20 protein-coding genes are annotated in these 22,838 nt (G+C 52.4%); 8 read left to right on the top strand and 12 right to left on the bottom strand.

The window, feature by feature from the left end; translation table 11 throughout:
- Nucleotides 1-177 precede the first annotated feature (177 nt).
- From BST81_RS15105 to BST81_RS15090, 4 genes are all read left to right on the top strand, one after another.
- Nucleotides 178-684, top strand: coding sequence for a TM2 domain-containing protein (locus BST81_RS15105; RefSeq protein ID WP_075599332.1), 507 nt, complete (start codon nt 178-180; stop codon nt 682-684).
- A gap of 90 nt (nt 685-774) precedes the next feature.
- Complete coding sequence (locus BST81_RS15100) at nt 775-1,587, top strand: ABC transporter ATP-binding protein (protein WP_075599331.1); 813 nt, start codon at nt 775-777, stop codon at nt 1,585-1,587.
- Entirely contained in the window at nt 1,574-2,383 is an 810-nt protein-coding gene (locus BST81_RS15095; protein ID WP_075599330.1) for an ABC transporter permease, read from the top strand. Before BST81_RS15100 ends, BST81_RS15095 begins: the two co-directional genes overlap by 14 nt.
- Nucleotides 2,384-2,386: 3 nt before the next feature.
- Nucleotides 2,387-3,697, top strand: coding sequence for a cytosine deaminase (locus BST81_RS15090; RefSeq protein WP_075599329.1), 1,311 nt, complete (start codon nt 2,387-2,389; stop codon nt 3,695-3,697).
- An 18-nt stretch (nt 3,698-3,715) separates the two neighbouring features.
- Here the strand turns inward: BST81_RS15090 and BST81_RS15085 are convergent, their stop codons facing one another.
- The 5 genes from BST81_RS15085 to BST81_RS15065 form a co-directional block, all read right to left on the bottom strand.
- Nucleotides 3,716-4,972 carry an adenylate/guanylate cyclase domain-containing protein gene (locus tag BST81_RS15085; protein ID WP_216351348.1) on the bottom strand — a complete coding sequence of 419 codons (1,257 nt, stop codon included), beginning with the start codon at nt 4,970-4,972 and terminating at the stop codon, nt 3,716-3,718.
- Nucleotides 4,969-5,310 (bottom strand): hypothetical protein, encoded by a 342-nt coding sequence (locus BST81_RS15080; protein ID WP_075599327.1) that lies wholly within the window; start codon nt 5,308-5,310, stop codon nt 4,969-4,971. The genes BST81_RS15085 and BST81_RS15080 overlap by 4 nt, the downstream gene beginning before the upstream one ends.
- Nucleotides 5,311-5,362: 52 nt before the next feature.
- Nucleotides 5,363-5,953, bottom strand: coding sequence for an ATP-binding protein (locus tag BST81_RS15075; protein ID WP_075599326.1), 591 nt, complete (start codon nt 5,951-5,953; stop codon nt 5,363-5,365).
- Nucleotides 5,954-6,132: 179 nt separating this feature from the next.
- Nucleotides 6,133-7,359: a DUF790 family protein gene (locus BST81_RS15070; RefSeq protein WP_075599325.1), complete on the bottom strand. Its 1,227-nt coding sequence runs from the start codon at nt 7,357-7,359 to the stop codon at nt 6,133-6,135.
- Nucleotides 7,360-7,362: 3 nt separating this feature from the next.
- Nucleotides 7,363-8,691, bottom strand: a complete 1,329-nt coding sequence (locus BST81_RS15065; RefSeq protein ID WP_075599324.1) for an alpha/beta fold hydrolase — start codon at nt 8,689-8,691, stop codon at nt 7,363-7,365.
- A gap of 67 nt (nt 8,692-8,758) precedes the next feature.
- On the opposite strand from BST81_RS15065, the gene BST81_RS15060 reads away from it, so the two are divergent.
- A complete protein-coding gene (locus BST81_RS15060; protein ID WP_075599323.1) occupies nt 8,759-9,175 on the top strand; it encodes a hypothetical protein in 417 nt (138 codons plus the stop codon).
- A gap of 6 nt (nt 9,176-9,181) precedes the next feature.
- Here the strand turns inward: BST81_RS15060 and BST81_RS15055 are convergent, their stop codons facing one another.
- The gene (locus BST81_RS15055) at nt 9,182-9,385 is read right to left on the bottom strand and encodes a hypothetical protein (protein ID WP_075599322.1); all 204 of its coding nucleotides are present in this window, start codon (nt 9,383-9,385) and stop codon (nt 9,182-9,184) included.
- Nucleotides 9,386-9,508: 123 nt separating this feature from the next.
- Nucleotides 9,509-10,063, bottom strand: coding sequence for a hypothetical protein (locus tag BST81_RS15050; protein WP_075599321.1), 555 nt, complete (start codon nt 10,061-10,063; stop codon nt 9,509-9,511).
- Between the two features lie 158 nt (nt 10,064-10,221).
- On the opposite strand from BST81_RS15050, the gene cax reads away from it, so the two are divergent.
- Together cax and BST81_RS15040 are read left to right on the top strand one after the other, a co-directional pair.
- A complete protein-coding gene (gene cax / locus BST81_RS15045; RefSeq protein WP_075599320.1) occupies nt 10,222-11,340 on the top strand; it encodes a calcium/proton exchanger in 1,119 nt (372 codons plus the stop codon).
- 5 nt (nt 11,341-11,345) lie between these two features.
- Nucleotides 11,346-12,299, top strand: a complete 954-nt coding sequence (locus BST81_RS15040; protein WP_075599319.1) for a DUF6263 family protein — start codon at nt 11,346-11,348, stop codon at nt 12,297-12,299.
- 9 nt (nt 12,300-12,308) lie between these two features.
- Here the strand turns inward: BST81_RS15040 and BST81_RS15035 are convergent, their stop codons facing one another.
- Together BST81_RS15035 and BST81_RS27575 are read right to left on the bottom strand one after the other, a co-directional pair.
- A complete protein-coding gene (locus BST81_RS15035) occupies nt 12,309-13,436 on the bottom strand; it encodes a tetratricopeptide repeat protein (RefSeq protein WP_075599318.1) in 1,128 nt (375 codons plus the stop codon).
- Nucleotides 13,437-13,831: 395 nt separating this feature from the next.
- A complete protein-coding gene (locus BST81_RS27575) occupies nt 13,832-14,665 on the bottom strand; it encodes a hypothetical protein (protein WP_075599317.1) in 834 nt (277 codons plus the stop codon).
- A gap of 1,036 nt (nt 14,666-15,701) precedes the next feature.
- On the opposite strand from BST81_RS27575, the gene BST81_RS15025 reads away from it, so the two are divergent.
- Nucleotides 15,702-17,915: a caspase family protein gene (locus BST81_RS15025; RefSeq protein WP_171974770.1), complete on the top strand. Its 2,214-nt coding sequence runs from the start codon at nt 15,702-15,704 to the stop codon at nt 17,913-17,915.
- 56 nt (nt 17,916-17,971) lie between these two features.
- Here BST81_RS15025 and BST81_RS15020 read toward each other — a convergent pair whose 3' ends face one another.
- The 3 genes from BST81_RS15020 to BST81_RS15010 all read right to left on the bottom strand — a co-directional run bounded on the left by BST81_RS15020 (nt 17,972) and on the right by BST81_RS15010 (nt 22,627).
- Nucleotides 17,972-19,306, bottom strand: coding sequence for a proton extrusion protein PcxA (locus BST81_RS15020; protein ID WP_075599315.1), 1,335 nt, complete (start codon nt 19,304-19,306; stop codon nt 17,972-17,974).
- 281 nt (nt 19,307-19,587) lie between these two features.
- Nucleotides 19,588-19,899 carry a hypothetical protein gene (locus BST81_RS15015; RefSeq protein WP_171974769.1) on the bottom strand — a complete coding sequence of 104 codons (312 nt, stop codon included), beginning with the start codon at nt 19,897-19,899 and terminating at the stop codon, nt 19,588-19,590.
- Between the two features lie 64 nt (nt 19,900-19,963).
- Entirely contained in the window at nt 19,964-22,627 is a 2,664-nt protein-coding gene (locus tag BST81_RS15010; protein ID WP_075599313.1) for a glucosidase, read from the bottom strand.
- Between the last annotated feature and the right edge of the window lie 211 nt (nt 22,628-22,838).

Here is a 22,838-nt window from a genome sequence, read left to right as displayed (position 1 = left end):
TTATGGCCCATCTCTGGAGACCTGCCCAGGTTGAATCAGCCCGTCATCGGAACAGCCTCCCCTCTGAATCTTTGCCAAGATTACGGTAACGCCCATTCTCGGGGAGGGAATGCCGAACCCAGGCAAGGGGGCTCGATCGTTAGAATAGAGCCGTCATCATTGGGAGGACTAAGGGCCATGGCAACATCCGTACAGACAGAACTTTCAGAACAGGAGAATCGCCTCACCCTCTCCTATATTCTCTGGCTCGGTGGATTTGTCGGTCTGGCGGGTCTCCACCGTTTTTACAATGGCAAGATTGGCACAGGGCTACTCTGGCTTTGTACCGGTGGATTGTTTGGCATTGGTCAATTTGTCGATCTGTTTCTGGTGCCGAACATGACTGAGGAACACCGCCTAAAACTGATGTTGAAATATGGCGTCTCCCCGATCGGGGTGCCCCTGACTCGCCCCATTGTGGCGGCAGCGGTGGCTCAACCCTCTCAGCAACAACAGATGGTGAAACTGCTACAAGCGGCCCGTCATCACGGTGGCTGCTTATCTGTCACCCAGGGGGTTCTGGCTACAGAATTGAGTTTTACGGAAGTTCAGGCTCTGCTGAATACCATGCTCAAAGCTGGCTATGCCCAGGTGGATAATGACCCTGAAACAGGGGTGGTTATTTACCGGTTTCACGAGCTGTGAGGGTCTTGAGGGCTACGCTCTCTATTGAAGTTTTTCTGTCCTGCGGTATGCTAGGACCACGGATCTTGCTATGGCAAGGTTGATGTGGTGATGAGGACTACCGCGATCGTGACTTTCTCCGAATCCAACGTTGCAGTTTCCCTGAACCAGGTCAGCAAGGTCTATTCCAATGGGACTGTTGCGCTGCAGGATATGACTCTCACCATCGGAGCCTCAGAGTTTGTCAGTCTGGTGGGTCCTTCTGGGTGCGGCAAGAGTACGGTCCTGAAGCTAATTGCGGGCCTGGGCCAGATGAGTAGTGGCAGGATCCACTGGGAAGAACCGCCCAGCCAAACCACAAATCCTTCCGGGCAACACCGATTGGCCTATGTGTTTCAGGATGCAGCATTGATGCCCTGGGCTGATGTGCAAACGAATGTGCGACTGCCCTTGAAGCTGGTGGGAATGGCGCGTCAGGAAATGGACGCACGGGTAGAGGACGCGATCGCACGGGTGGGCTTGAAAGGGTTTGAACGGGCCTATCCGAGAGAACTGTCGGGTGGGATGAAGATGCGGGTTTCCATCGCCCGGGCTCTGGTTACAGACCCTAGCATTCTTCTGATGGATGAACCGTTTGGTGCCCTGGATGAGCTAACACGCAGTCGATTGAATGGGGATTTGCTGCATCTCTGGTATCAGAAGCACTGGACCGTGATTTTTGTCACCCACAACATCTACGAGGCGGTGTATCTTTCAAATCGGGTGATTGTGATGGCAGCCCGACCGGGTCGGGTGATTGCTGAGGTGCCGATCGCCACTCCCTATCCTCGGGAGGAAGAATTTCGAACATCACCGGAGTTTAATAGTTACTGCCGGGAAATTTCCCACCAGCTCTCTGAAACTCTGCGATATGCCCTTCCGTAAGCTCACAGCGTTTTTACTTGAGACAGAAGTGATCGCACCCGTCGTGGTAGGCTGCTTGATGATTCTCGTCTGGGATCTCCTCGTACGGCTGACCCACACGCCTGCTTACATTTTGCCTGGTCCCTTCCTGGTAATCCAGACCCTGATTCAGGATTGGCCACAACTCTGGCCAGCTTTTCTGATCACCCTCCAGATTACGGTAGTAGCCTTTATCGCAGCAGTGATGTCTGGGGTTCTGATTTCGATTCTATTTACCCAGAGTAAATGGATTGAGCGGAGCTTTTTTCCCTATGCCGTGATCCTGCAGACGACTCCGATCGTGGCGATCGCCCCCTTAATTATCATCTGGTTCAAAAGCAATACCTTTGTTGCCCTGGTCGTCTGTGCCTGGATTGTGGCCCTATTCCCGATTATTTCTAATACAACCCTGGGGCTGAATAGCGCCGATCATAATCTGCTAAACCTGTTTCAACTCTACCGGGCTTCCCGCTGGCAAACCCTACTCTACCTGCGCCTGCCCAATGCCATGCCCTACTTTCTGGGCGGGTTACGGATCAGTGGGGGACTGGCCCTAATTGGGGCGATCGTGGCTGAGTTTGTAGCTGGAACGGGGGGCACCCAATCAGGTTTGGCTTACCAGATTCTGATTTCTGGCTATGACCTGAAAATTCCACGCATGTTTGCGGCTCTGTTGCTCACCACTCTCCTGGGTGTGCTGATCTTTGTGATTCTGACAGTACTCTCTGACTTCCTACTGCGCCATTGGCATGAGAGTGCGGTGAAGCGGGAGAGTTGATCTGTGGTTCTGTCCATTCCTGATTCTGATCCCTATTGGCTGCTCAATGCCCAGGTGCCGCACTGTTTTCTGGATGAGGATCAATGGAGACCAAGGACTGCTGAGAATCTGGTCCTGGTGGATGTGCAAATTGCGGCAGGCACAATCGCCCAGATTATGCCGGCAGGAACGGGTGATATCCAGGGCCAGCCTGGGGTGGATCTGCGGCAGGGACAGGTGTGGCCCTGTTTTGTCGATCTGCATACCCATCTGGATAAGGGGCACATCTGGAATCGGGCTCCCAACCCGGATGGAACTTTCACCAGTGCCCTGGCAACCGTGCAACAGGATGCCCGATTCTGGCAGCCCGAAGACCTCTATCACCGCATGGTCTTCGGGCTGAAGTGCAGTTATGCCCATGGGACTCAGGCCATTCGAACCCATCTTGACTGTGGCCAGGGTCTGGCAGAGGTCAGCCTGGATGTTTTCCAAGAACTCCAACAGCAGTGGGCTGATCGCCTCACCTTACAGGCAGTTTGTCTGGTGCCTCTAGACTATTTTCTGACTCCTGCTGGGGAAAAGCTGGCCGATCGGATAGCGGATCTGGGTGGGGTATTAGGCGGACTTCCCCTCATGGGTCCCGATCTGGATCGCCAGTTGGAGCGGGTGTTTGCCCTGGCCAGGGAGCGCAATCTGGGTCTGGACTTTCATGTAGATGAGAGTAATAATCCCCAGGACAGGACATTACGGGCAGTGGCGGATGTGGCCCTGCGTCATCCGATAGCCGGAGAAATTGTCTGTGGTCATGCCTGCAGTCTGGCGGTGCAGCCCCCAGTGGAGGCAGCAGCCACGATCGCCCGAGTGGGGGAAGCTGGAATTGGGATTGTCAGCCTGCCCCTCTGCAATCTCTTTCTCCAGGATCGTCAGCTCGGACGGACGCCACGCTGGCGGGGGGTGACGATGCTGCAAGAACTGAAGGCGGGGGGGGTACCCGTGGCCCTAGCCAGTGATAACTGCCGGGATCCTTTCTATGGGTTTGGGGACCATGATCTGCTAGAAGTCTTCACCCGATCGGTCCAGATTGCGCACCTGGATCAACCCTATGGGGATTGGCCCCATGCAATTACCCGAACCCCGGCGGAGCTGATGGGATTGCCTGACTTGGGCCGCATCCGTGTGGGTCTGGCCGCAGACCTGATTCTGTTCCAGGCGCGCTACTTCAGTGAATTGCTGTCTCGGCCCCAGGCCGATCGGGTGGTATTGCGCCGGGGTAGGCCGATCGACACGACTCTGCCGGATTATGCCGAACTGGATCCCTGGGTTATTCCTCGATGACAGGGTTGCTGGATCGCCTCAGGCAGATTTCCGCCCCAGGAGCCAGTAGGTTCGCATTAGGCCCTTGCCCTTAACCTCAATAATGCCCCGTTCCTCCAGCTCGTAGCGCTTCTGCAGGCGATTGTAGACGGCAGTGGTGACTTGAATGTGTCCGGCTTCTCCCTGAGATTCCATCCGGCTGGCGATATTGACCGTATCACCCCAGAGATCGTAACTAAATTTCCGAGTGCCAATCACCCCAGCGACCACTGGGCCAGTGTGGATGCCGAGGCGGAGGGTAATGGGTTGTCCTGCTGCGGTTTGAAAGTGGGTGACTTCTTGCAACAGAGCCAGGGCCAGATCTGCGATCGCTTCCACATGATCGGCTTTGGGTTCAGGCAAACCCCCAACGACCATATATGCATCGCCGATGGTTTTGATTTTCTCCAGACCGTAGTGGTCTACCAGTTTGTCGAAGGCCGAGAAAATATGGTTGAGTAATTCCACTAGCTCGATCGGAGAAATGTGGGAAGACAACTCGGTAAAGCTGGCAATATCCGCAAACAACACCGTGGCAGCGGAGAAGCTATCAGCAATCGTCTTTTGCTCCCGCTTGAGGCGCTCGGCGATCGGTTGGGGCAGCACGTTCAGGAGTAATTGCTCGGCCAACCGCCGCTGCCGCCGGAGTTCTTCCTCCGTGATCTTGCGAGCTGTGATGTCCTGCACACTTCCTTCGTAATGCAACAAAGTGTCCTCTGCATCTCGAATGGCCCGGACATTTTCAGAAATCCAGATCATGGAGCCATCTTTGCGATACACCTGGGATTCAAAGTCTGAAACGGCATTGAACCGTTTGAGATAGGCCATTAGTTCATCCCGTCGATGGGGCTCCACATAAAGCTGCCGTCCAATGTCGGTTAACTGAGCGATTAACGCTGCCGGAGAGTCATAGCCATATAATTCGGCCAGAGCCGGATTAGCATTGAGATAATTACCTTGCAGCGTAACCTGATAAATGCCTTCAATGGCATTCTCAAAAATACTGCGATATTTCTCCTCAGCTTGCTTGAGAGCGGTTTGGGTTTGGACCTTCTCTACAATTTCAGCTTGGAGTTTTTGATTGGCTGCATGCAGTTGAGCTTCAATCATGTCACCATGCTCGGCTGTGGTGAAGAGGGCAATTTCCAGATCGTTGTTCAATTGCTGCAAACGAACAATTTCCAGACGGAGCTGGTCGATCTCCGCAAGTAAGTTGGTTTCTCGATCGTTGGTCTGCTCCACCACCCTTCCTATCACCCGAACTCCAACGTTAAGCTTGGCATCAGACGTTGCAGATTTTTCAAAGACTTAGTTTGCCAGAGGACTTTATCTGACCCCTGCAGAATCATTCGCAGGTTGCCCCGCTCCCGCACTTTGACCACAAACATGGAGAGCATGCTGATGCCGGAGCTGTTGAGAAATTCCAGTTCTCTTAGATTGAGGGTTAAGCTAGAGGATTGATCGATCGCCTGTAACAACACTTCCATGACAGGTTGATACTGTTCCATTCCATCCAGACGCAGGAACCCCCGGAAGAAAATCGTTGCAGATTCCGGGTCATGCCAGATACTGTAATCATCGGTCTTAATTTCCACTGGTCCAATACTCCTCGCTGTAGTATCCAAAGCTTGTCAATGCATTCGGGGGTTATAGATCTAGCCGGACAAGCACCCTGACCTCAATCACGTCCGGATAGGGTTCAAAGGGCTGGAACTTCCAGCCAAATCTGGCCGCATAATCGTTAATCATGGTTAACAGTCCCATGCTGGAACCACTCATCCCTGTGGCTGCTTTCTCTAGTTGTTGGGTGTAGAACTCATCCAGATCAGAATTCAGCAGCTCCCGAATAAACGTTTGATAGGTCTCGGCTATGGTTGGATTGGCGTAGTTCACCACGCAGAAGATAATTTCTCGTTCATACAAATGCAGGGAAATACTGACAGGACAGTTGGCTGCATCCTCATTGAATTTGACCGCATTTTCCAGCAACTCGTTGGCGATAAAGCTGACTGCGGCCTTAACCGTATCCCTCAGGTTGATTTTGCTCTCTGGCACCTCATCCCCAGGAAAGAAGGCGGCGAAATAGTCCCCCAAAAAATCGGCGGAGAGACCGAAATTTCCCCAGCGGCGTTTGCGGGCGGCAGAGTTAGGAGAAAAATGGAGGGTCAGATATTCTTCACTGGGGGGAATCTCTTCAGTAAATTCCCCATAAATTTGCAGGGTTGAAGTCGGGAGCATGGGCACCTCAAGAATGCAAAATAAAAATTTAAAATTGAGAATTGGATTTAGATTTCATCTCTTTTGGATTTAAGTTTGCCCGGATTCAAGTCCTGCCGATCGACCCTGAGTCAGGAGAATCCATCTGACACCTGTGACTCTAGAAATATCCAGGAGAACCAAAGTGGCTCCCTCTGAAACTATACGGCTTTGTCCAGGATGGCTAGGACATCTTTGGGAATTAATCGGTCCTTGAACCAGAGGATGGGAGTCGGGACATCCCCCAGTTTAACCCCAGCTTTCTCCAGGTTAAGGCGCTCTGAAATCGCCAGGATTAGGTCACTCCGGCCCGACTGCCGTACCTGCGAGAATTTCTTCCGCAGATACTCCGGTCGCCAGTATCCGACAATTTCCAGCAGCCAGGAACGTCCATCGGGATGGACCAGCCGAAAATCTGGAATCATGACACTACCCGGGATCGGAATCAGATCAACTTCCCGCTCCAGGAGCCAATCTGTTTTGAGGCTGCTCCAGCGATCGGCAAAAGCCTGCTCAATCATGCTGTCATAGGCCCGATCGGGTTTGTAATGGGATACCAGCTCACAATCAGCGTCGAGACTGAACTGACCCGTTTTTTTCGTCTTCGCAAATTCATCCTGCCAGTGGAGGGTGGCTTTGAGACTCCATTGGGTGACATGGAGCAAGGCGGGCAGGAGTTTGGCAAAACTCAGGCCATAGCGGCGTGTTTCACTGAACAGACTGGTTGGCCCATCGATTGTAATCGTAAAGCCATGGTCGGCATCACCCTCAATATAGGCCATCAAGCGAAACAGTTTGAGATACCGAAACAGGAGTTTGTACTGGCCAGGATCGTTGCGATGGGCCGTGATTTTTACTTCACTAGCCCGGTAAAACACGCCCTGGACCTGGGACAGGTTGTATCGATGCAGGAGGGACTCCGGAGTGGGAGCCTCAAACTCGGTCAGAATACGATTCTCCATCAGATCGGCATAAAGCCCTGCCTGGATCTGTTGGGGCACAACCTCCCGCTCCAGATTCTGGCTTAAGGTGGCTGCGAGCTGGCTCAGGGTTTGCTCAGTCTGGAGGGGACTGGGCAAAGTTCTGGCCGCCAGAGAGAAGACTTGCTCCCGGAGGGACTGAGGCTCTAGAGGACTGATGATCTCAAATTTGCTGAATGCCTCACTTTTGAGCAGATGGGCTAGCCCCCGGCGGATCCGGTAGTCCGGGGTATCTCCTTCTAGCTCCTGCAGGTGCCGATCGAGTTCTCCCAGGGTCTGCCCTCGGACTGCTTGAAACAGGCGAATCAGTTCAGTCGCGATCGCCCGATTGGCTTCATTCAGCTCCAGATGTTTGGGGATAACAGCTTCACCATTTTGTCGATGAATCAACAGCTCGCTGGGTAGCATCGGTTATTTGGCCTTAATCCAGGTGGCAATATCCTCAATCACGCTCTGGTCAACATGACCAGGAATCTGATACTCCTCTGGCCGACTAAGTCCCTCTCCCTGGATAAACAGGTGATTCAGTCCAGGATAGCGCTTTAAAGTAACTCTGGGTTTATCTGCCAGGGCCTTCTGCCAGCCCTGAAAATCAGTCAGGGTAACCTGGTAATCTCGCTCTCCCTGGAGGATCAGTAGGGGCTGCTGCAATCGGGCCGCAACCTCAGCCGGTTTGTAGCGGCGCAGATCCAACCAATAGGAAGCGGGGGCCCCCAGAATCAGGGCCGTCGGAAGGGATTGGGATAATCGGGGTGATTTAATCAGCCTCACCTGCTGTTTAATTTCGTCCTGCAGTTGGGCCTCTTCTGGAGAGACGGTGCCATCGAGTTTCGCCAGATAGAGCACCTGGTCCAGAAACAGGTCTTCAAACGGTCGGGTAGGACCAGCCAGGATAACCAGGCCAGCAATCTTAGGGTCCAGACTACCAATGCGGGGAATCATCATTCCCCCTAAACTGTGACCAAGGACGAAAATCTTTTTGCCATTGATACGCGGGGTGCGACGGAGCAAAGTCACAGCAGCGATCGCATCCTCTACCGTTTCATCCTGAATCGTGAATTGGCTGGTAAAACTTTGAGGATGAATGCGGGTGCGCTTGTCGTAGCGGAGGACCGCAATGCCCTGAGAAGCCAGACCCAAAGCCAGATCTCGGAAGGGTTTATTCGGACCGATCGTTTCATCCCGATCCTGGGGACCAGAACCATGCACTAGGACGATCACCGGGAAGGGGCCGTCCCCTTTGGGCAGGGTAAGGGTGGCAGGCAGGGCCAGCTTACCGCTGCCGACCTGGATCGCCTGTTCTGTCAGGGAGTCCATGCGGACATAGCTGGGGGGCTGGTAGGCCAAAGATTCGGTGAAGAACAACCCGGCAATCTGCTGCTGGGGATCCAGGATGATGCGGACATTCCGGCTGCCCTTGCGAAATTCCAAGGTCACCAGAACAGCCTCATTGCCCGCCATCGGTTCTCGCCGAACCACGTTAACCTGCTGCAGGGGGCCTTCCTCCCGAATTAAGTTCTCCCAGACGGCCTGTAGTTGTTCGGCAGAGAGCGCTTGTTTCATGGGAAAAGCAAAGATCTGGGTCGCCGCCTCAAACTTCCCCTGGCGCAGAAGGTCAAAAAAACGATCAACAACCGGGGAACGATCGACCGCGACTACAGGCAACTCAGACCGCAGGATCAGGAATGGAACTGTTGCCAGGAGCACGATCAGTAGAATCAAGTGCAGCGGTTTTGACATCTTGTGAATTTCCCCACATTTGGACAATGATCCGATCTAGAATAATAGTACTGATGTACCAAAAGCTATGATTATTCCTGCCTGGGCTGCTCCCGGACGTACTATTGTCGAACTCTCCAGTACCCAATCTCGTCGATCCGGAACGGTGGTCGGTTGGGAAGCCATGGCCGATCGGCCTGGCTTGTTTCCCCTGGTTCGCTGGAGTAACCCGGTTTACGGGGTGTCCTTTGCCAATCCAGATTGGATAGAACCACCTTCGGCGTTTCATGCCTGGGGAAGTGGTATCACTCCGGAGTTGATCCAGGTCGGCAGTCGGGTCCAACTGCTGTACCCCGATCATATCCTGGGCAGTCATGGGGCCACCGTCATCGATCGGTGTGATGACGCTGCAGAGGTGATGGACCATCGGGGGCATGTCATGGTTTACCCCCTGACCGAGTTAAAGGCTTGCCAGGAAAGCGTTTGGCAGCGCCTTTCCGCTTGAATGCTCTCATACAGGGGGCTTGAGCCAGCCGATCTGAACCTCCACCAGGGGTGAGCGCAGCACCCCATCTCCCTGAACATCATAAGCATCTACCAGGACACAATAGCCGTACTCCTCCAGCCAAAGCAGTTGCCCCTCCCGATCGTGACAAATAGACGGACGATGATCAATTCTTACCCTAGAGCCAATTTCTGGTATCCAATCTCCCATGCTGTTCTCCTGTTAGACCTGCAGCTATTTTTTAACAAGCCTTCCAGGTTTGCAACCTGACTGACTCACAAGGCTCAATATCCGGAGACAAGGTTTTGAGGGATTGATATCAGTCAATCAGCTCTAGTTCACTTGGCAGGTTTTTGGGGGAATTCGTTTGCCCACATGGTAGCGGTAGAAGCCATCCAACTTGAGTTGGGCTTTGGAAAAAATTACGTAGGGATAGGCCCGATCGGCTCTGTATGTCCCAGCTCCCAATCGCAGCACAGACGGTTTCTGGCTGATCCAATAACTGATGATGGAATTGCCCAACAGGGCAGGATCATAGCCGGGGGGCTGAATACTGTCATTGGGGATCCCGATCGCCCAACCCAGGATGGTACTTCCCTGGGCCTGACCTTCGATGCAAATGGCATCCTTGCCTAGGGCTCCGGCTGAGGCCAGTAGACCCACGACTTTCTCTCCCTGCTTACTGAACCAGAAACAGAGGGCATTATTCTCGATCAGATACTGCTCTCGGATGGGGGAGTCGGGCAGGTCAGGAATAGAACACAGGGTAAAGTTGCCGTCTGACATCTGTTGCACGATCGGTTGGGAGTTAAGCTGAGCCTGGGCAACAGAGGTGAGACTGGCGCAGAAAAGGAGCAATAAAAGGCTGTAAGACGCTGTCGGTTTCATCGATTATTCAGGACGGACCGGCACTGGTTGTTGTTTCCATTAAGGCACGGAAATTTCTGGCTGAGGGGATCTCTTTAAATTGGTATTAATCCCTGTGACAGGCTGGAAGCAATCTGATACGCTTTGCCAGATATAGCCTTAAATACAGCTCGATTTCCATGAACTTCAAAGACACGCTTTTCACTGTTCTGCTGATCTTCATTCCAATCTCGATCGCTGCCCATGTATTGGAATGGGGTCCTGTCACGATCTTTGTGACTGCTTGTCTGGCAATTCTACCGCTGGCAGCCTGGATGGGTACTGCGACTGAGGAGATTGCAGTAGTTCTTGGTCCTTCCTGGGGGGGATTGCTGAATGCAACTTTTGGCAACGCGACGGAACTAATTGTTGCCCTGGTTGCGCTCAAGGCTGGATTAGTGGATGTCGTCAAGGCCACCATTACTGGCTCGATTATTGGTAACTTGCTTCTCGTTATGGGCCTTTCCATGTTGCTGGGAGGTCTACGCTATAAGGAACAAGAATTTCAACCCATTATTGCTCGGGTCAATGCCTCCTCCATGAATCTGGCTGTGATTGCGATCTTGCTCCCTACGGCAGTCAACATCACCTCTGATATTATTGATGAGCCCACCTTGCAGCGCCTCTCCGCAGCGGTTGCCTGTGTGCTGATTTTGGTCTATGCGCTGACCCTGCTCTTTTCCATGCGAACCCACACCTACTTGTATGATGCCGGATTAGCCGAGATCGCCCCAGATGAATTGGCTGAAGCAAATCTGGCGGCAGATGAAGGCAACCACGAGGTGAATCTCTGGTTATGGGTTCTGGTGTTGCTGGCCGCAACCGTGTTTGTGGCGATCGAATCTGAATTGCTAGTGGATAGCCTGAAACCGGCCACTGCTTATCTGGGCCTGACACCCCTATTTACGGGGGTGATTCTGCTCCCCATCGTCGGTAATGCAGCAGAACATGCAACGGCGGTAACAGTGGCGATCAAAAACAAGATGGATCTTTCAGTTTCTGTGGCAGTGGGTTCCAGTCTGCAAATTGCTCTGTTTGTTGCACCTGTGCTGGTGCTGGCTGGTTGGTTGTTGGGGCAGCCCATGGATCTCAATTTCAACCCGTTTGAGCTGGTAGCAGTTACTGTAGCGGTTCTGATTGCCAATTCCATTAGCTCTGATGGTCGATCGAACTGGTTAGAGGGCACATTGCTCCTTGCCGCTTACACTGTACTAGGATTAGCATTTTTCTTTTTGCCGGTCGTTGAAGGAGTTGGCTAGGACCTATGATGACAACACTAAAAAAGACAGGAACGGTAGCAGCTCTACTGGCGATCGCACTAACCACCACCCAATGCTCGAACAATCAGACGAAATTACAATTGCGGTTGGAGGAAGGCAAGTCTTACAACTTTCGCTTTAGCTCCGATCAGAAGATCAGCCAGACCCTGATGGGGCAGCAGCAAAGTGTGAACCAGTTTGTTGCCATGGGCTACAGCTTCAAAGTGTTGGATGTGGACAAGGATGGGGTGATGACAGTTCAGGTCACCTATGATTCGGTCCAGTTCAAACAATCAGGAGCTACCGGAACGATCGAATACGACTCAACCAAGGATGCTAAATCAACCAATCCCCTGACCCTGGGATTCTCAGCCCTGGTGGGTAAGAGTTTCTCCATGAAAATTAGGCCGGACGGGGGGGTACAGGATATTCAGGGGGCAGATGCCCTGATCAATGACATGATCAAAGCGCTCAAAATTCCTGAAGGTCCACTCAAAGATGCCCTGATGGGGAATATGAAAGACCAGTTTGGGGATCAGGCGTTGAAGGAAATGATGGAGCGATCGCTGAATATTTATCCGACGCAGCCCGTAAAAGTGGGAGATTCCTGGCAGAAGAAAGTAACCATGACGAAGGGATTTCCCATCATCATGGATACGACCTGGACCCTGAAGGAGCTGAAGAATGGGGTGGCAACGGTTGAGGTAGTTTCCAAGCTGGCTCCCAATTCTGCTGCACCTCCCATCCGATTAGAGCCGATGGAAATGAGCTATAACCTGACTGGTAGCCAGCAGGGAACATTGCAGCTAAATCAACAGACAGGCTTCGTGAATCAGGCTAAGTTGAATCAGAATATTTCAGGGCAAATGGAAATGAAGGGGATTCCGGGGACAACGAAATCGGTCACTGTACCGATGCAGATTGAAAGCCTGATTACCCTGGAAGAAGCCCGCAAGTAAATCGCTGGTTTAGTTGGTTGTATCCTTGTCATCCACAGGGGCCAGGTAAATTAACTTCACATCAGGCCCCAGAACAATCTCATCTTGATGCTGCAGATCCCAGATGCCCTGCTTTACCCCATTGACCAGAACCCCATTGGTACTGCGCTTGCCCCGCAAATCCCCATCCACAATCCGATAGGTATAGCCCCCTCCAGTTTGTAAGAGCTGGATCAGGGTTGCGTGGTGTCTGGACGCATAGTGGGAATGGAGATAAATATCAGATCGGTTATCCCGTCCGATCGAGTAAAGGGACTGCTTCAGGGAGACTTCTCGCTGCCCTTTGGTGTCTTGAATCAGCAGGATAGGCGTATGGGACAGTAACTCCAGCTCGATCGGGCCGATGGGGGTAAGGGTGTCCTTCCCATCGGTTTCTCCCCATTCCTGCAGGTCTGGTGCATAACAGGTTCCATTTTGGGCATCCGGATCCTCTGGGCCATTGTATCCACGTCCGTACCAGGCCGGGTCTGTGGTGGGCTGCTTTTCCAGAAGACCAAGCTGGCTAATGGCGTTGCTCCGCGCATAGGCACTCACCTGGTCGTTGGGTTCTAAGGAGAGAGCCTGGTCATAACTGGCGATCGCGGCTTGATGGTGACCCAACTCCAGCAGGGCATTTCCCCGATTTCGCCAGGCCAGGTAATAGTCGGGCACCAGGTTTAGAACCCGATCATAATTAGCAACGGCTTCCTGGAAATGATTCAACCCGTACAGCAGGGCATTGCCGCGATTTTGCCAGACCAGATAGTGATTGGGCTTCAGTTTCAGGGCCTGATCGTAGGATTGCAGCGCTGCTTCATAATTGCCCAAACCATATTGCAAGGCATTCCCGCGACTATGCCAAATCTCATGGGCTATCTTTTTGCTGCCAGAGGATTGAAGGGCCCGATCGTAACAGACCACTGCTTCTCGATAATCCCCCAAATTTTCTAGCGCCAGCCCCCGCTCGTGCCAAACTTCTGAACAGTCTGGGCGGATCTGGAGAACCAGATCAAAACTCTTCAGTGCCTCACGATATTCTCGCGCAGCAGATAGGCTCAACCCTTGTTGGAACAGCGATAGAGCAATCCCTGTCAGTGCTAATCGACCTGTATCAAGCATGGATGAAGCAATTGAGAATGAGATGCCAGAACTAGCTCAGCTCAACTCATCAATCGAGGGGAACAATTGAGACTACCAAAAACCTGGATCGTGAATCCTCAGACTATAGTACTCGGTTCACCCGCTTCAATCCGAAAAATTCGGACCTCAAACGGATAACTTTGAGTCAGTGATTAGCCGCTTATTTCCAGTATAGAATCCTGATTCTATACTTCTCTAAAGGAATAAGCAGAAGCAAACCCCCCATTTATTGGGCAACTATCTATTTGGCAAGACGGAAACATTAGAAAAATGGTGTGAGGGGGGTTCAATACCCCTTAATCGGCCCCTGGTTACTGAAGGAGCTGATTTGAGGCCATGTCAACCCCCATGCCCCAAAGTGCCAATCGACCTGATTATGGCATGGTACTGACTGAGCCTGGAATTGCAGAAGTTGTCGCTCCGGGAATCGGAGTCGTCCCAGAAGCGGGAGTCCTGCTAGTAGGTGCTGTTCCCGAAGCAGGCGTTGTCGGAACTGTTCCGGGCATGGTTGGGGAGGTTGACGGTGTTGCTGGAGCCGTACCAGGAGCCGGAGCCGTACCAGGAGCCGGAACCGTACCAGGAGCCGGAACCGTACCAGGAGCCGGAACCGCACCAGGAGTTGGAGCCGCACCGGGTGTATTGGTGGCCGGTGGATTAGTCGTTGACGAGGGTGTTACCGGTGTTGCTGGTGTTGCTCCGCCCGGTGTAGGCGTGGTGCCCTGACCTCCTGTTGTTTCGGTCGGAGCTGGATTGCTGGGAGCCACATTCCCAGGCGTTGGACGGGTGCTGGGACTGGCTGGGGTTGCGGGTGTTCCAGTCTGTTGACCTGCTGGAGGTGTTTGAGATGGCCCAGCACCAGGTTGGGTGGTGGCAGGCTGGGTGGGCGTTGAATTTTGTAGCCCTAACAAAATTTTGGAGGCCGGATAATAGGTTGCCCAGCGTCGGATGTCCGGTTGGTTTCGCCACTGCTCACGGGTGATCTCCAGGGAGAGAATCGGAGCTGTCAGACCCTGGTTCTGCCCAGTCACAATCACCGAGGCCACCGTGGCCAGAATATCCCGATCGAAACTGCGTTGTACGGCAGCCCTCGCTGCTCCTTCAGCCCGGCGCATCAGCGTCTCATAGGTTTCACCGGGTCGATTATCGAGGGCAACATCAACCCGTACTGTATAGGCTTGAACGGGCTGAGGTCCTGTGACTGCTTCCATCACCCAACATCCGCCTGCCAGGCCGATACTGACTGCCAGACTCCATGAAGCTAAGGTAGTAAGTGATTGCTTGCTTATCATAATGTCCCTACGTCGGTGTGTCACAACTTGAGTAGATTTAGCTTGGGCTTTCCAGGGCATCGGGTTCCTCACCTAAGGTGACCTGGAGGGCGGTTTAAAAATTGCACAGGCAGGCTGGAATTTATTTCTCGATCAACTGATTCAGCAAATCGGCTTGATTAAAAGTGAAGATTGTGGCGGCGGAAGGGAAACCCTACCCCCAGTTACTCTTCACACTTAATTGGTTCAAAATACAACAGAAAAAATCAGGGGGTGAGATGAAGATCAACGATGAGAATTTGAAATTAGTTTCAGCAACCAAAAAGTAACAAATAATTAAAGGATTTTCCAGACTTTTTCAATCTTCGATAAATTTCCCTGCCGGATCTGAGAGCTAAGTTATATTAAGTTTGACTGCACCCTATCAATGGTTCATGGTCAATTTCATCAGTCTTTAGTTTGAGAATAGAGTTTTTTGCCGCAGGATTCTCTGCCTGTATCTTTTCCCCGCTTCTGAGCCCAATGAAAGCTGATGCATCTGGGGGGATCTGGGCAATCAAAGATGTGGACGATCGTAGATTAAGGTCAGCTAATATAGGGTATTCCTGTAATTTTTCCTTTTCTCTTTATTGCTTCAGTTCCTGTAGATTTGTCATGTTCCTGTACGGCTCGAACTGATCAGATTAACTCGCATCCAGGAGCCAGATTCCCTCTAGAGGTGAATAGCCCTCACCTCTGGTGGAAAACTGCAAATGATTTCAGATCAATATCCCTGCTTCTCTTATCCCTAATTCCCTGTTGTGTTCAGTCTGGAGAGGATATTCAGGAGCTGAGAGAACATCGGTCCTCCGGGGGGATCAGATGGGGATGTCAGTAGTATTGCTGAATCAATTTTGGATTGCGTGAGCCAATCAGGTATTTCAGGGCACAATAAGCTGGGTATGTATCTGGGGCATCTATGACTGGGGCATCGGTAATGAATATGATTGGGCAGAGGGAACTTAAATCCCCACTGAATGGTTCGAGATCGGAGATCACAGGTGATGGAGCAATTCCTAAGGGCATCGATCGCCAATCCTGCTTTGCCATTCTGATTGGGATTAACCAATATCAATTGTTTCACCCCCTGCATTATGCGCTCTGGGATGCCCAGGCCATGCAGACGTTTCTGGTCAATGAGGTGGGCTTTCCCCCCGAACAATGTCTGCTTCTGACCGATAGTTCACCATCGGCTTGGGGGCGATCGACCTATCCAACTCGCGAAACAATTTGTAACTGGCTGGAACGATTTTGTGGTCAGTACCTTCATGCAGAGGCAACCGTCTGGTGTTTTTTCAGTGGCTTAGGAGCCTCTGTTCAAGGACGGGATTATTTGCTGCCGATCGATGCCAATCCTGGGGATATTCCCAGTACAGGGATATCGGTTCAGTCTTTGTTTGATAGTCTGCAGGCTGCGGGGGCTAAAACGACTCTGGCTTTGCTGGATATGAACCGTAACCGCAGCATCCAGATGAATGGGCAGACAGGGGCTCAAACGATCGAGGTTGCCCGCAACTCTGGCATTTCGACCTTTCTGTCCTGCCGCCCAGAGGAATTCTCCTGCGAAAGCACAGAACTGCGGCAGGGCTTCTTCACGGCAGCACTCTTGGAGGGATTGCGGCACCATGGCTGTCATACGGTAGCTCAGTTGGAGCAATATTTGACTCGCCATCTTCCCAAGCTCACCGATGACTACTGGCGACCCTTGCAGCATCCTGTCTGCGTCAATGATAGGGTATTGAAAACGCAACAACTTATTTTGCCTCAAACATCCACGGCTATGACCTTCAAAGACAATCACAGCAATGGCAACGGTAACGGCAATGGTAATGGCCTGACCGAAGATGGCTACGTTGTCCCCTTGGCTAATGGGGCTGGAGCGGTCGATCGACCTAGTGCCAATCCGATGATCGTTGCGACAGTCGCAGGGCTGAGGCAAGGTCTCGCGTCTCAATTGGGAAGCCAGACGGTGGAGCTGGCTGATGGCCAGCAGATCAAGGCAGTTGCTTCTGGTTTGCAGCCTACCCTCTACAATAGTTTGTTAAACCAACTGGTGGGCAACCCGAACTATGCTGCGCCTGAGATTGAGGGTGACCTGTCCTATCCGGCTGCGCCTTCCGACTCCCCCTACCCAGGGATTCCTCCTGCAGTGCTGACACAACAAGTTCCTGAGCAGGAAGAAAAATCTCCGGAATCAGAAGTCATAGGGCAGCAAAGAGTAAATGAGTCCTCTCCCTCTTCAACTATGGCTTCCCCCAACCCAGGTAGCTCCCTTCAACCTTCTCAGGATGATGCAGTGATTGAGATGGAGGATGGTGTTTTTCGCGGACGCCTCCTGCTCTGGACAACGCTCATTGCGGCTTTTCTATTGCTGGGAACCCTGTTGCGGAATCAGACGGCCTTTCGTGGGGTCCCAAACCGTGATGCGGCTGTTCCTGCTGCCTCTGCCAACGGCAGGGTTGGTGCGGCCTTGGTCACCTCTGGGAAAAATCCGATCCTGGCCAAGCCCATGGCTCGGAACAGCCCCAATCCTGTCCAGAAAACTCCTCTGGAAGCAGCAAGGGCCTCTCTACCGAATCAGCCCGGTCGATTTCGAGAAGCGATCGAACGAGCCAGACAAATTCGACCTAACCAACCCCAGTATGAGCAGGCTCAGGCAAATATTGAGCGCTGGAGCTGGGTGATTTTGGATCTGGCTGAAGGACGGGCAGCAGAGGGAGCGTATCAAACTGCGATCGCAACCGCTCGATTGGTGCCCAGTTATCAACCGGCAGTATTTGCCCAGGCGCAGCAATCGATTGCTCGCTGGCAGGGGCAATTAGGCCAGGAACAAGCAGGCCAGCGGCAAGCAGGCCAGCGGCAGTCCAGCCGAGAATTACTCTCTGTTGCTGAGAAGCAACTCCAGCCGGGACGGGCATCCACCTATAATCAGGCGATTCGTTTGGCCAGTCGGATCCAAGCGGGAGATCCGGAATATAAAAGGGCCCGAAAACTAATGGATACCTGGAGTCAGGAGATTTTCAAGATTGCCAAAAACCGGGCTAGACGAGGAAGCTATCAGAAAGCGATCGAGGCGGCTCAACTGGTGCCTGCCAACACAGCCAGCTATCGAGAAGCGCGTCGCGCCATTCAGCAGTGGAAGCGCCGTTAATTGGAAAAAGCTGGCGCAGCACCTGGCTTTGGTTTGATATAGCCGTAGCCATCTGCCTATTCGTTCATATTCTTATAGGTGGCAACAGCCGACGGGGAAATCCGATTCAAATAGCGGAAAATCCAATATTTGAAGATGGTATCCAAAATCACGGGGAACGTTGCAATAAACAGAAAGATAAATTGGCGATTCTCTGGTAAGCCGAGATGTCTGGATAATCCCTCCAGGATGACTTCCCATCCGTGGGGAGAGTGAAAACCCACAAAGATATCTGTGAACAGGATGATGATAAAAGCCTTGGCACTATCACTGAGCCCATAAACAATTTCATCAATAAAGGATTTCAGAATCTGAATTTTCCTTTGATTTGTAACCAGGACCAGGGCAAAGGAAAGCAGAGCCAGGAAGTCCGCTAGGACATTCTTAATGGCATTATTACTTTCCTCCCGGTATTTCGCTGCTAGTTGAGTTGCCCGTTCTTTCACCCGTTCTTCCATCTCTTCAGGAGAATAGCGGATTGTCGGGCTGATCAGATTTTCAAACCTCAGCTTCTCTTCAAAGCGTTGCAATTCGCTGAAGGCATTTTCTTCTAGCTCATAGTTCAAAAAGACGGTCTCTTCGCTTTCTCCCCGAATCTGATCCACGATCGGGCCGATCACAATGCTCTTGGACATTTGTTGGGCCAGAAGCGGCACAATAATCATCAGCAAAATTAGCTGAATTGAGATCACCGTCTTGGCTTTAGAATTGCGAAAGTTGCGAACAACCTCTTCTTCAGAGCGGGGATCGAGTTCTCGCTTAATCCGATTCACCGTTCCTAAAATGGATCGGGGCAATACGCCCGTCTTATCCGTGATGGTCTCCGTTTGCTCAGAAAATACTTGCTTGGGGCTGGCCAATTCTGGCGAGGGCAAGGGATTGTCGGCCTGAACCACGGTTAGAGCATTAGAAGGTCTGACTTCCAGATCAGGGTCCTGATTATAGCGATCGATGACCGCATCAATAAACCTTAATTTCTCCAGAACCATAGACAGCCGGTCTGGGATGCCGGGAGAAAAGCGGCCATCGGAATTTACCCCGACAGATTCTGAAATCAGGGCTTTGCGATTGGAATTATTCAGAAAAAGGTTACTGGCTCTAAATTCAGCTAACCGAACTTTAGCGAGAATCTGGTACTTCTTCACTTCCCCCTGAAAGTAAGCCAGAACATTGGCACTGTACTGAGATGACTCGGTGGGGACTTTTTCGCCATTGAAATGCTCGTCTTCGATCGCCTGGATTTTCAATGCTGCGTCATAAGCCTGATCCAGTGCCCTATCGGCTGTTCCAACCAGCCATTGGGCTTGGCTACGCAAATAACCCAGGATATTTGCCAAAGGAGTTTTCTTCATAGAACCAGGTTGACGAATAGCAAGCTTGAACGCGCAGTTTAGGCGAGGCTTGACCGCAGGTGAACAGTCTCAATATCCTAGGATGTCCCGATGGAAGAGACAAGGTGATCTGTTTCTTCAGAAAACTGATGTCAGGGGGTATACCCCATGCCGGAGCATGAGGGGGGGAAGCTATCACACCTCTAGTCGGCAGGTTCAGCAATGGGGCCTAGTCGTCATGCCGGGACATGAGGCGGAGGAAGCTATCACACCTCCCCCTCAAGTTCTGAGCCATGGGCTTGCTAGCGGCTGCGAGTTAGAGCCGTGACGCGCTCGGCATTGTGGAACACACCATCGCCGTGCAGGGTTTCGATCGGGGGCTTGATCTCAATTTTCAACACATTGCTAGCTTTGATGATGACCGTATCGTCAAGGGTTTTTAAAGTCCACCAGTCCTGGGCCAGGAAGCGCTTAATGTCCTGCCGCAGGTCCTGAACAGTTGTGCTATCACTCTCCAACGTGACGGTAAACGCTTCTGACTGACCATTCAGATAATGGAAAGTAATCTGGAAGGTTGGAAGACCGGCTTCACTATACATAACTGGCTTTCTCACAAGACTCTGATTGTTTGAGTAATATCATGTCTGGCGAAGAACCGCATGATTCATTGGAATCAGATCACAATTCCCTGGCAGGGCTGTATTCTCCGACCTGTTGAATCAGCTTGGCGACCAGTCCCGTCCATCCTGTCTGGTGACTGGCCCCGATTCCAGCGCCATTATCGCCATGGAAATATTCGTAGAACAGCAGGTAATCCTGCCAGTGGGGGTCCGTTTGAAATTTCTCTAACGCGCCATAGACGGGGCGTTGTCCGGCAGGGTTTTTGAGGAAGGTCTGGATTAATCTTTCGGACAGTTCTGCGGCCACTTCCCAGAGGGTCAGCATCTGACCAGAGCCCGTGGGGCATTCCACTTTGAAGTCATCTCCCAGGTAATAGTGGAACTTTTGCAGGGACTCAATCAACAGGAAGTTGACTGGGAACCAGACCGGTCCCCGCCAGTTGGAATTGCCCCCAAACAGACCACTACTGGACTCAGCGGGTTCATAATCGACCCGGAACGGGGTGCCATTCGCTTCAAAGATGTAGGGATGGGCTGCATGGTGACGGGACAAGGCCCGAATGCCATGGGGGCCGAAAAACTCCGATTCATCCAGCATTTTCTGGAGAATCTGCCGCAATTTGTCCTGGGAGACGATCGCCAGCAAGCGGCGGGCTCCTATCCCCCTACTCTCCATACAGGCAACGTTGTGTCGCAGTTTGGGACGATTCCGGATAAACCACTCCAACCGGGCTTTAAAGGCCGGTAGTTTTTCCAGGACGGCAGGTTCCAGGGTTTCCACGGCAAACAGGGGAATCAGGCCCACCATCGATCGCACCTTCAGGGTGATCTGATGACCGTTCGGCAGGTGCAAGACATCGTAGTAAAATCCATCCCCCTCATCCCAGAGGGAGGTCTCCATTTCGCCAATATGGTTCATGGCATCGGCGATATAGAGGAAATGCTCAAAGAACTTGGTGGCAATGTCTTCATAAACGGAATTGGTCTGCGCCAGTTCCAGGGCGATCGTCAGCATATTCAGGCAATACATCCCCATCCAACTGGTGCCATCGGATTGGTTGATATACCCGCCCGTAGGCAGGGCCGCACTGCGATCGAACACCCCAATGTTGTCCAAGCCGAGAAATCCGCCCTGAAACACATTCCGCCCTTCAATATCTTTCCGATTCACCCACCAGGTAAAATTCAGCATCAGTTTCTGGAAGACCCGCTCCAGGAAATGGCGATCGCCCTCACCCCGGAGCTTCTGCTCAATCTTGTAGACACGCCAGGTGGCCCAGGCATGAACGGGCGGATTGACATCGCTGAATTGCCATTCATAGGCAGGAATCTGGCCATTCGGGTGCATGTACCATTCCCGGGTCAGCAGATCGAGCTGGCTCTTAGCAAAGTCCGGGTCAATCATGGCCAGAGGAATGCAGTGGAAAGCCAGATCCCAGGCGGCGAACCAGGGATACTCCCACTTGTCGCACATGGAGAGGACCTCCTCACAGTGGAGATGAATCCAGTCCCGATTTCTCCCCCGTTTCCGTTCTAGTGGGGGTGATGGTGCTCCTGGATCGCCATTCAACCACTCCTCCACGTTGTAGTAAAAGTACTGCTTATTCCACATCATGCCCGCAAAAGCTTGTCGTTGGACCTGCCGCCGGTCCTCAGTGATGGGAAAAGGGTTGAGGGTTTGATAGAAGGTGTCAGCTTCCTGTAACCGGGACTGGAAGGTGCGATCGAAACCATCCCCACAAGGGTCTGGCAGGTCAGCTTGCTCACTCAAGCGGAGCTGGATAGTGCGAGATTCCCCAGGCTCCAGGGTGAGAACATAATAGGCGGCAGCTTTGGTCCCACTCTGGTCAGGATTAACGGCAGCTTGATGGCCCTGGACTACGTAATCATTGATGCCATCTTTGACATAGGCCGTGCTGTTTGGATAGCCAAACACCCGCTCATAGTTAGTCTCATTGTCACAGAACAGGAGATCAGCTCCAGACTGGCAATAGAGCCAGCGGTTGCCCAGATGGGGATGAAAGGCCCCGATCGTGGGGACGCCATTGCCTGAACTCAGCCCCTTCAGCACTGGCTTCCCCTCGTTGCCACTCCAACTCCAGATATTACGAAACCAGAGGGTGGGCAGCAGATGCAAGGTATGGGTTGCTGGTCCCCGGTTAACCACCTGAATTTGGATCAGAATATCTTCCGGACTGGCCTTGGCATATTCAACAAACACATCAAAATAGCGGTTCTGATCAAAGACACCCGTATCCAGCAGTTCAAACTCTGGTGCCTGTCGCCCCCGACGACGATTTTCCTCGACCAGTGAGCCATAGGGAAATTCCTGCTGGGGATACTTGTAGAGCATCTTCATGTAGGAATGGGTGGGAGTACTATCCAAATAAAAGTAATACTCTTTGACATCCTCCCCGTGATTCCCTTCTGGGCCAGTCAGCCCAAAGAACCGTTCCTTCAGGATGGGATCCGCGCCATTCCAGAGGGCGATCGCGAAACAGAGCCACTGGTGGTCATCACAGATCCCAGCGATGCCATCTTCCCCCCAGCGGTAGGCGCGGGAGCGGGCCTGATCATGGCTGAAGAAGTCCCAGGCCGTACCATGAGGGCTGTAGTCCTCCCGCACTGTGCCCCACTGGCGATCGCTCAGGTAAGGTCCCCACTTACGCCAGGGGGTCTGATGGGTGCGGATTGCCTGAAGACGGTCTGCTTCTGCGCTCATAGGGATACTCCAGGAGAACAACTGTGGCTGATCTCTCTGGAGTATCTGGCAAGAATCCCAGGGATAGGCTGAACCCAACATGAGAAGTTCCTGAGTTACGTGGTAGAGGCGTTTCATGAAACGCCTCTACCTACGGTAGTAGGACGGCAAATCTAATTTGTTAGGTCAAACGTCTCTAAAACCCTTGAACCGTCTCGTGATCAAACCAACA

It is taken from the genome of Leptolyngbya sp. 'hensonii' (assembly GCF_001939115.1).
In the GTDB taxonomy this organism is placed as follows: domain Bacteria; phylum Cyanobacteriota; class Cyanobacteriia.
This window is presented reverse-complemented; position numbering and strand designations above follow the sequence as displayed.

Excerpts from the sequence above, each read along its gene's own strand:
- BST81_RS15105 (WP_075599332.1), top strand. The coding sequence starts at position 178 with ATGGCAACATCCGTACAGACAGAACTTTCAGAACAGGAGAATCGCCTC.
- BST81_RS15100 (WP_075599331.1), top strand. The coding sequence starts at position 775 with ATGAGGACTACCGCGATCGTGACTTTCTCCGAATCCAACGTTGCAGTT.
- BST81_RS15095 (WP_075599330.1), top strand. The coding sequence starts at position 1,574 with ATGCCCTTCCGTAAGCTCACAGCGTTTTTACTTGAGACAGAAGTGATC.
- BST81_RS15075 (WP_075599326.1), bottom strand. The coding sequence starts at position 5,953 with ATGCTCCCGACTTCAACCCTGCAAATTTATGGGGAATTTACTGAAGAG.
- BST81_RS15070 (WP_075599325.1), bottom strand. The coding sequence starts at position 7,359 with ATGCTACCCAGCGAGCTGTTGATTCATCGACAAAATGGTGAAGCTGTT.
- BST81_RS15065 (WP_075599324.1), bottom strand. The coding sequence starts at position 8,691 with ATGTCAAAACCGCTGCACTTGATTCTACTGATCGTGCTCCTGGCAACA.
- BST81_RS15060 (WP_075599323.1), top strand. The coding sequence starts at position 8,759 with ATGATTATTCCTGCCTGGGCTGCTCCCGGACGTACTATTGTCGAACTC.
- BST81_RS15055 (WP_075599322.1), bottom strand. The coding sequence starts at position 9,385 with ATGGGAGATTGGATACCAGAAATTGGCTCTAGGGTAAGAATTGATCAT.
- BST81_RS15050 (WP_075599321.1), bottom strand. The coding sequence starts at position 10,063 with ATGAAACCGACAGCGTCTTACAGCCTTTTATTGCTCCTTTTCTGCGCC.
- cax (WP_075599320.1), top strand. The coding sequence starts at position 10,222 with ATGAACTTCAAAGACACGCTTTTCACTGTTCTGCTGATCTTCATTCCA.
- BST81_RS15040 (WP_075599319.1), top strand. The coding sequence starts at position 11,346 with ATGATGACAACACTAAAAAAGACAGGAACGGTAGCAGCTCTACTGGCG.
- BST81_RS15035 (WP_075599318.1), bottom strand. The coding sequence starts at position 13,436 with ATGCTTGATACAGGTCGATTAGCACTGACAGGGATTGCTCTATCGCTG.
- BST81_RS27575 (WP_075599317.1), bottom strand. The coding sequence starts at position 14,665 with ATGGAAGCAGTCACAGGACCTCAGCCCGTTCAAGCCTATACAGTACGG.
- BST81_RS15025 (WP_171974770.1), top strand. The coding sequence starts at position 15,702 with ATGAATATGATTGGGCAGAGGGAACTTAAATCCCCACTGAATGGTTCG.
- BST81_RS15020 (WP_075599315.1), bottom strand. The coding sequence starts at position 19,306 with ATGAAGAAAACTCCTTTGGCAAATATCCTGGGTTATTTGCGTAGCCAA.
- BST81_RS15010 (WP_075599313.1), bottom strand. The coding sequence starts at position 22,627 with ATGAGCGCAGAAGCAGACCGTCTTCAGGCAATCCGCACCCATCAGACC.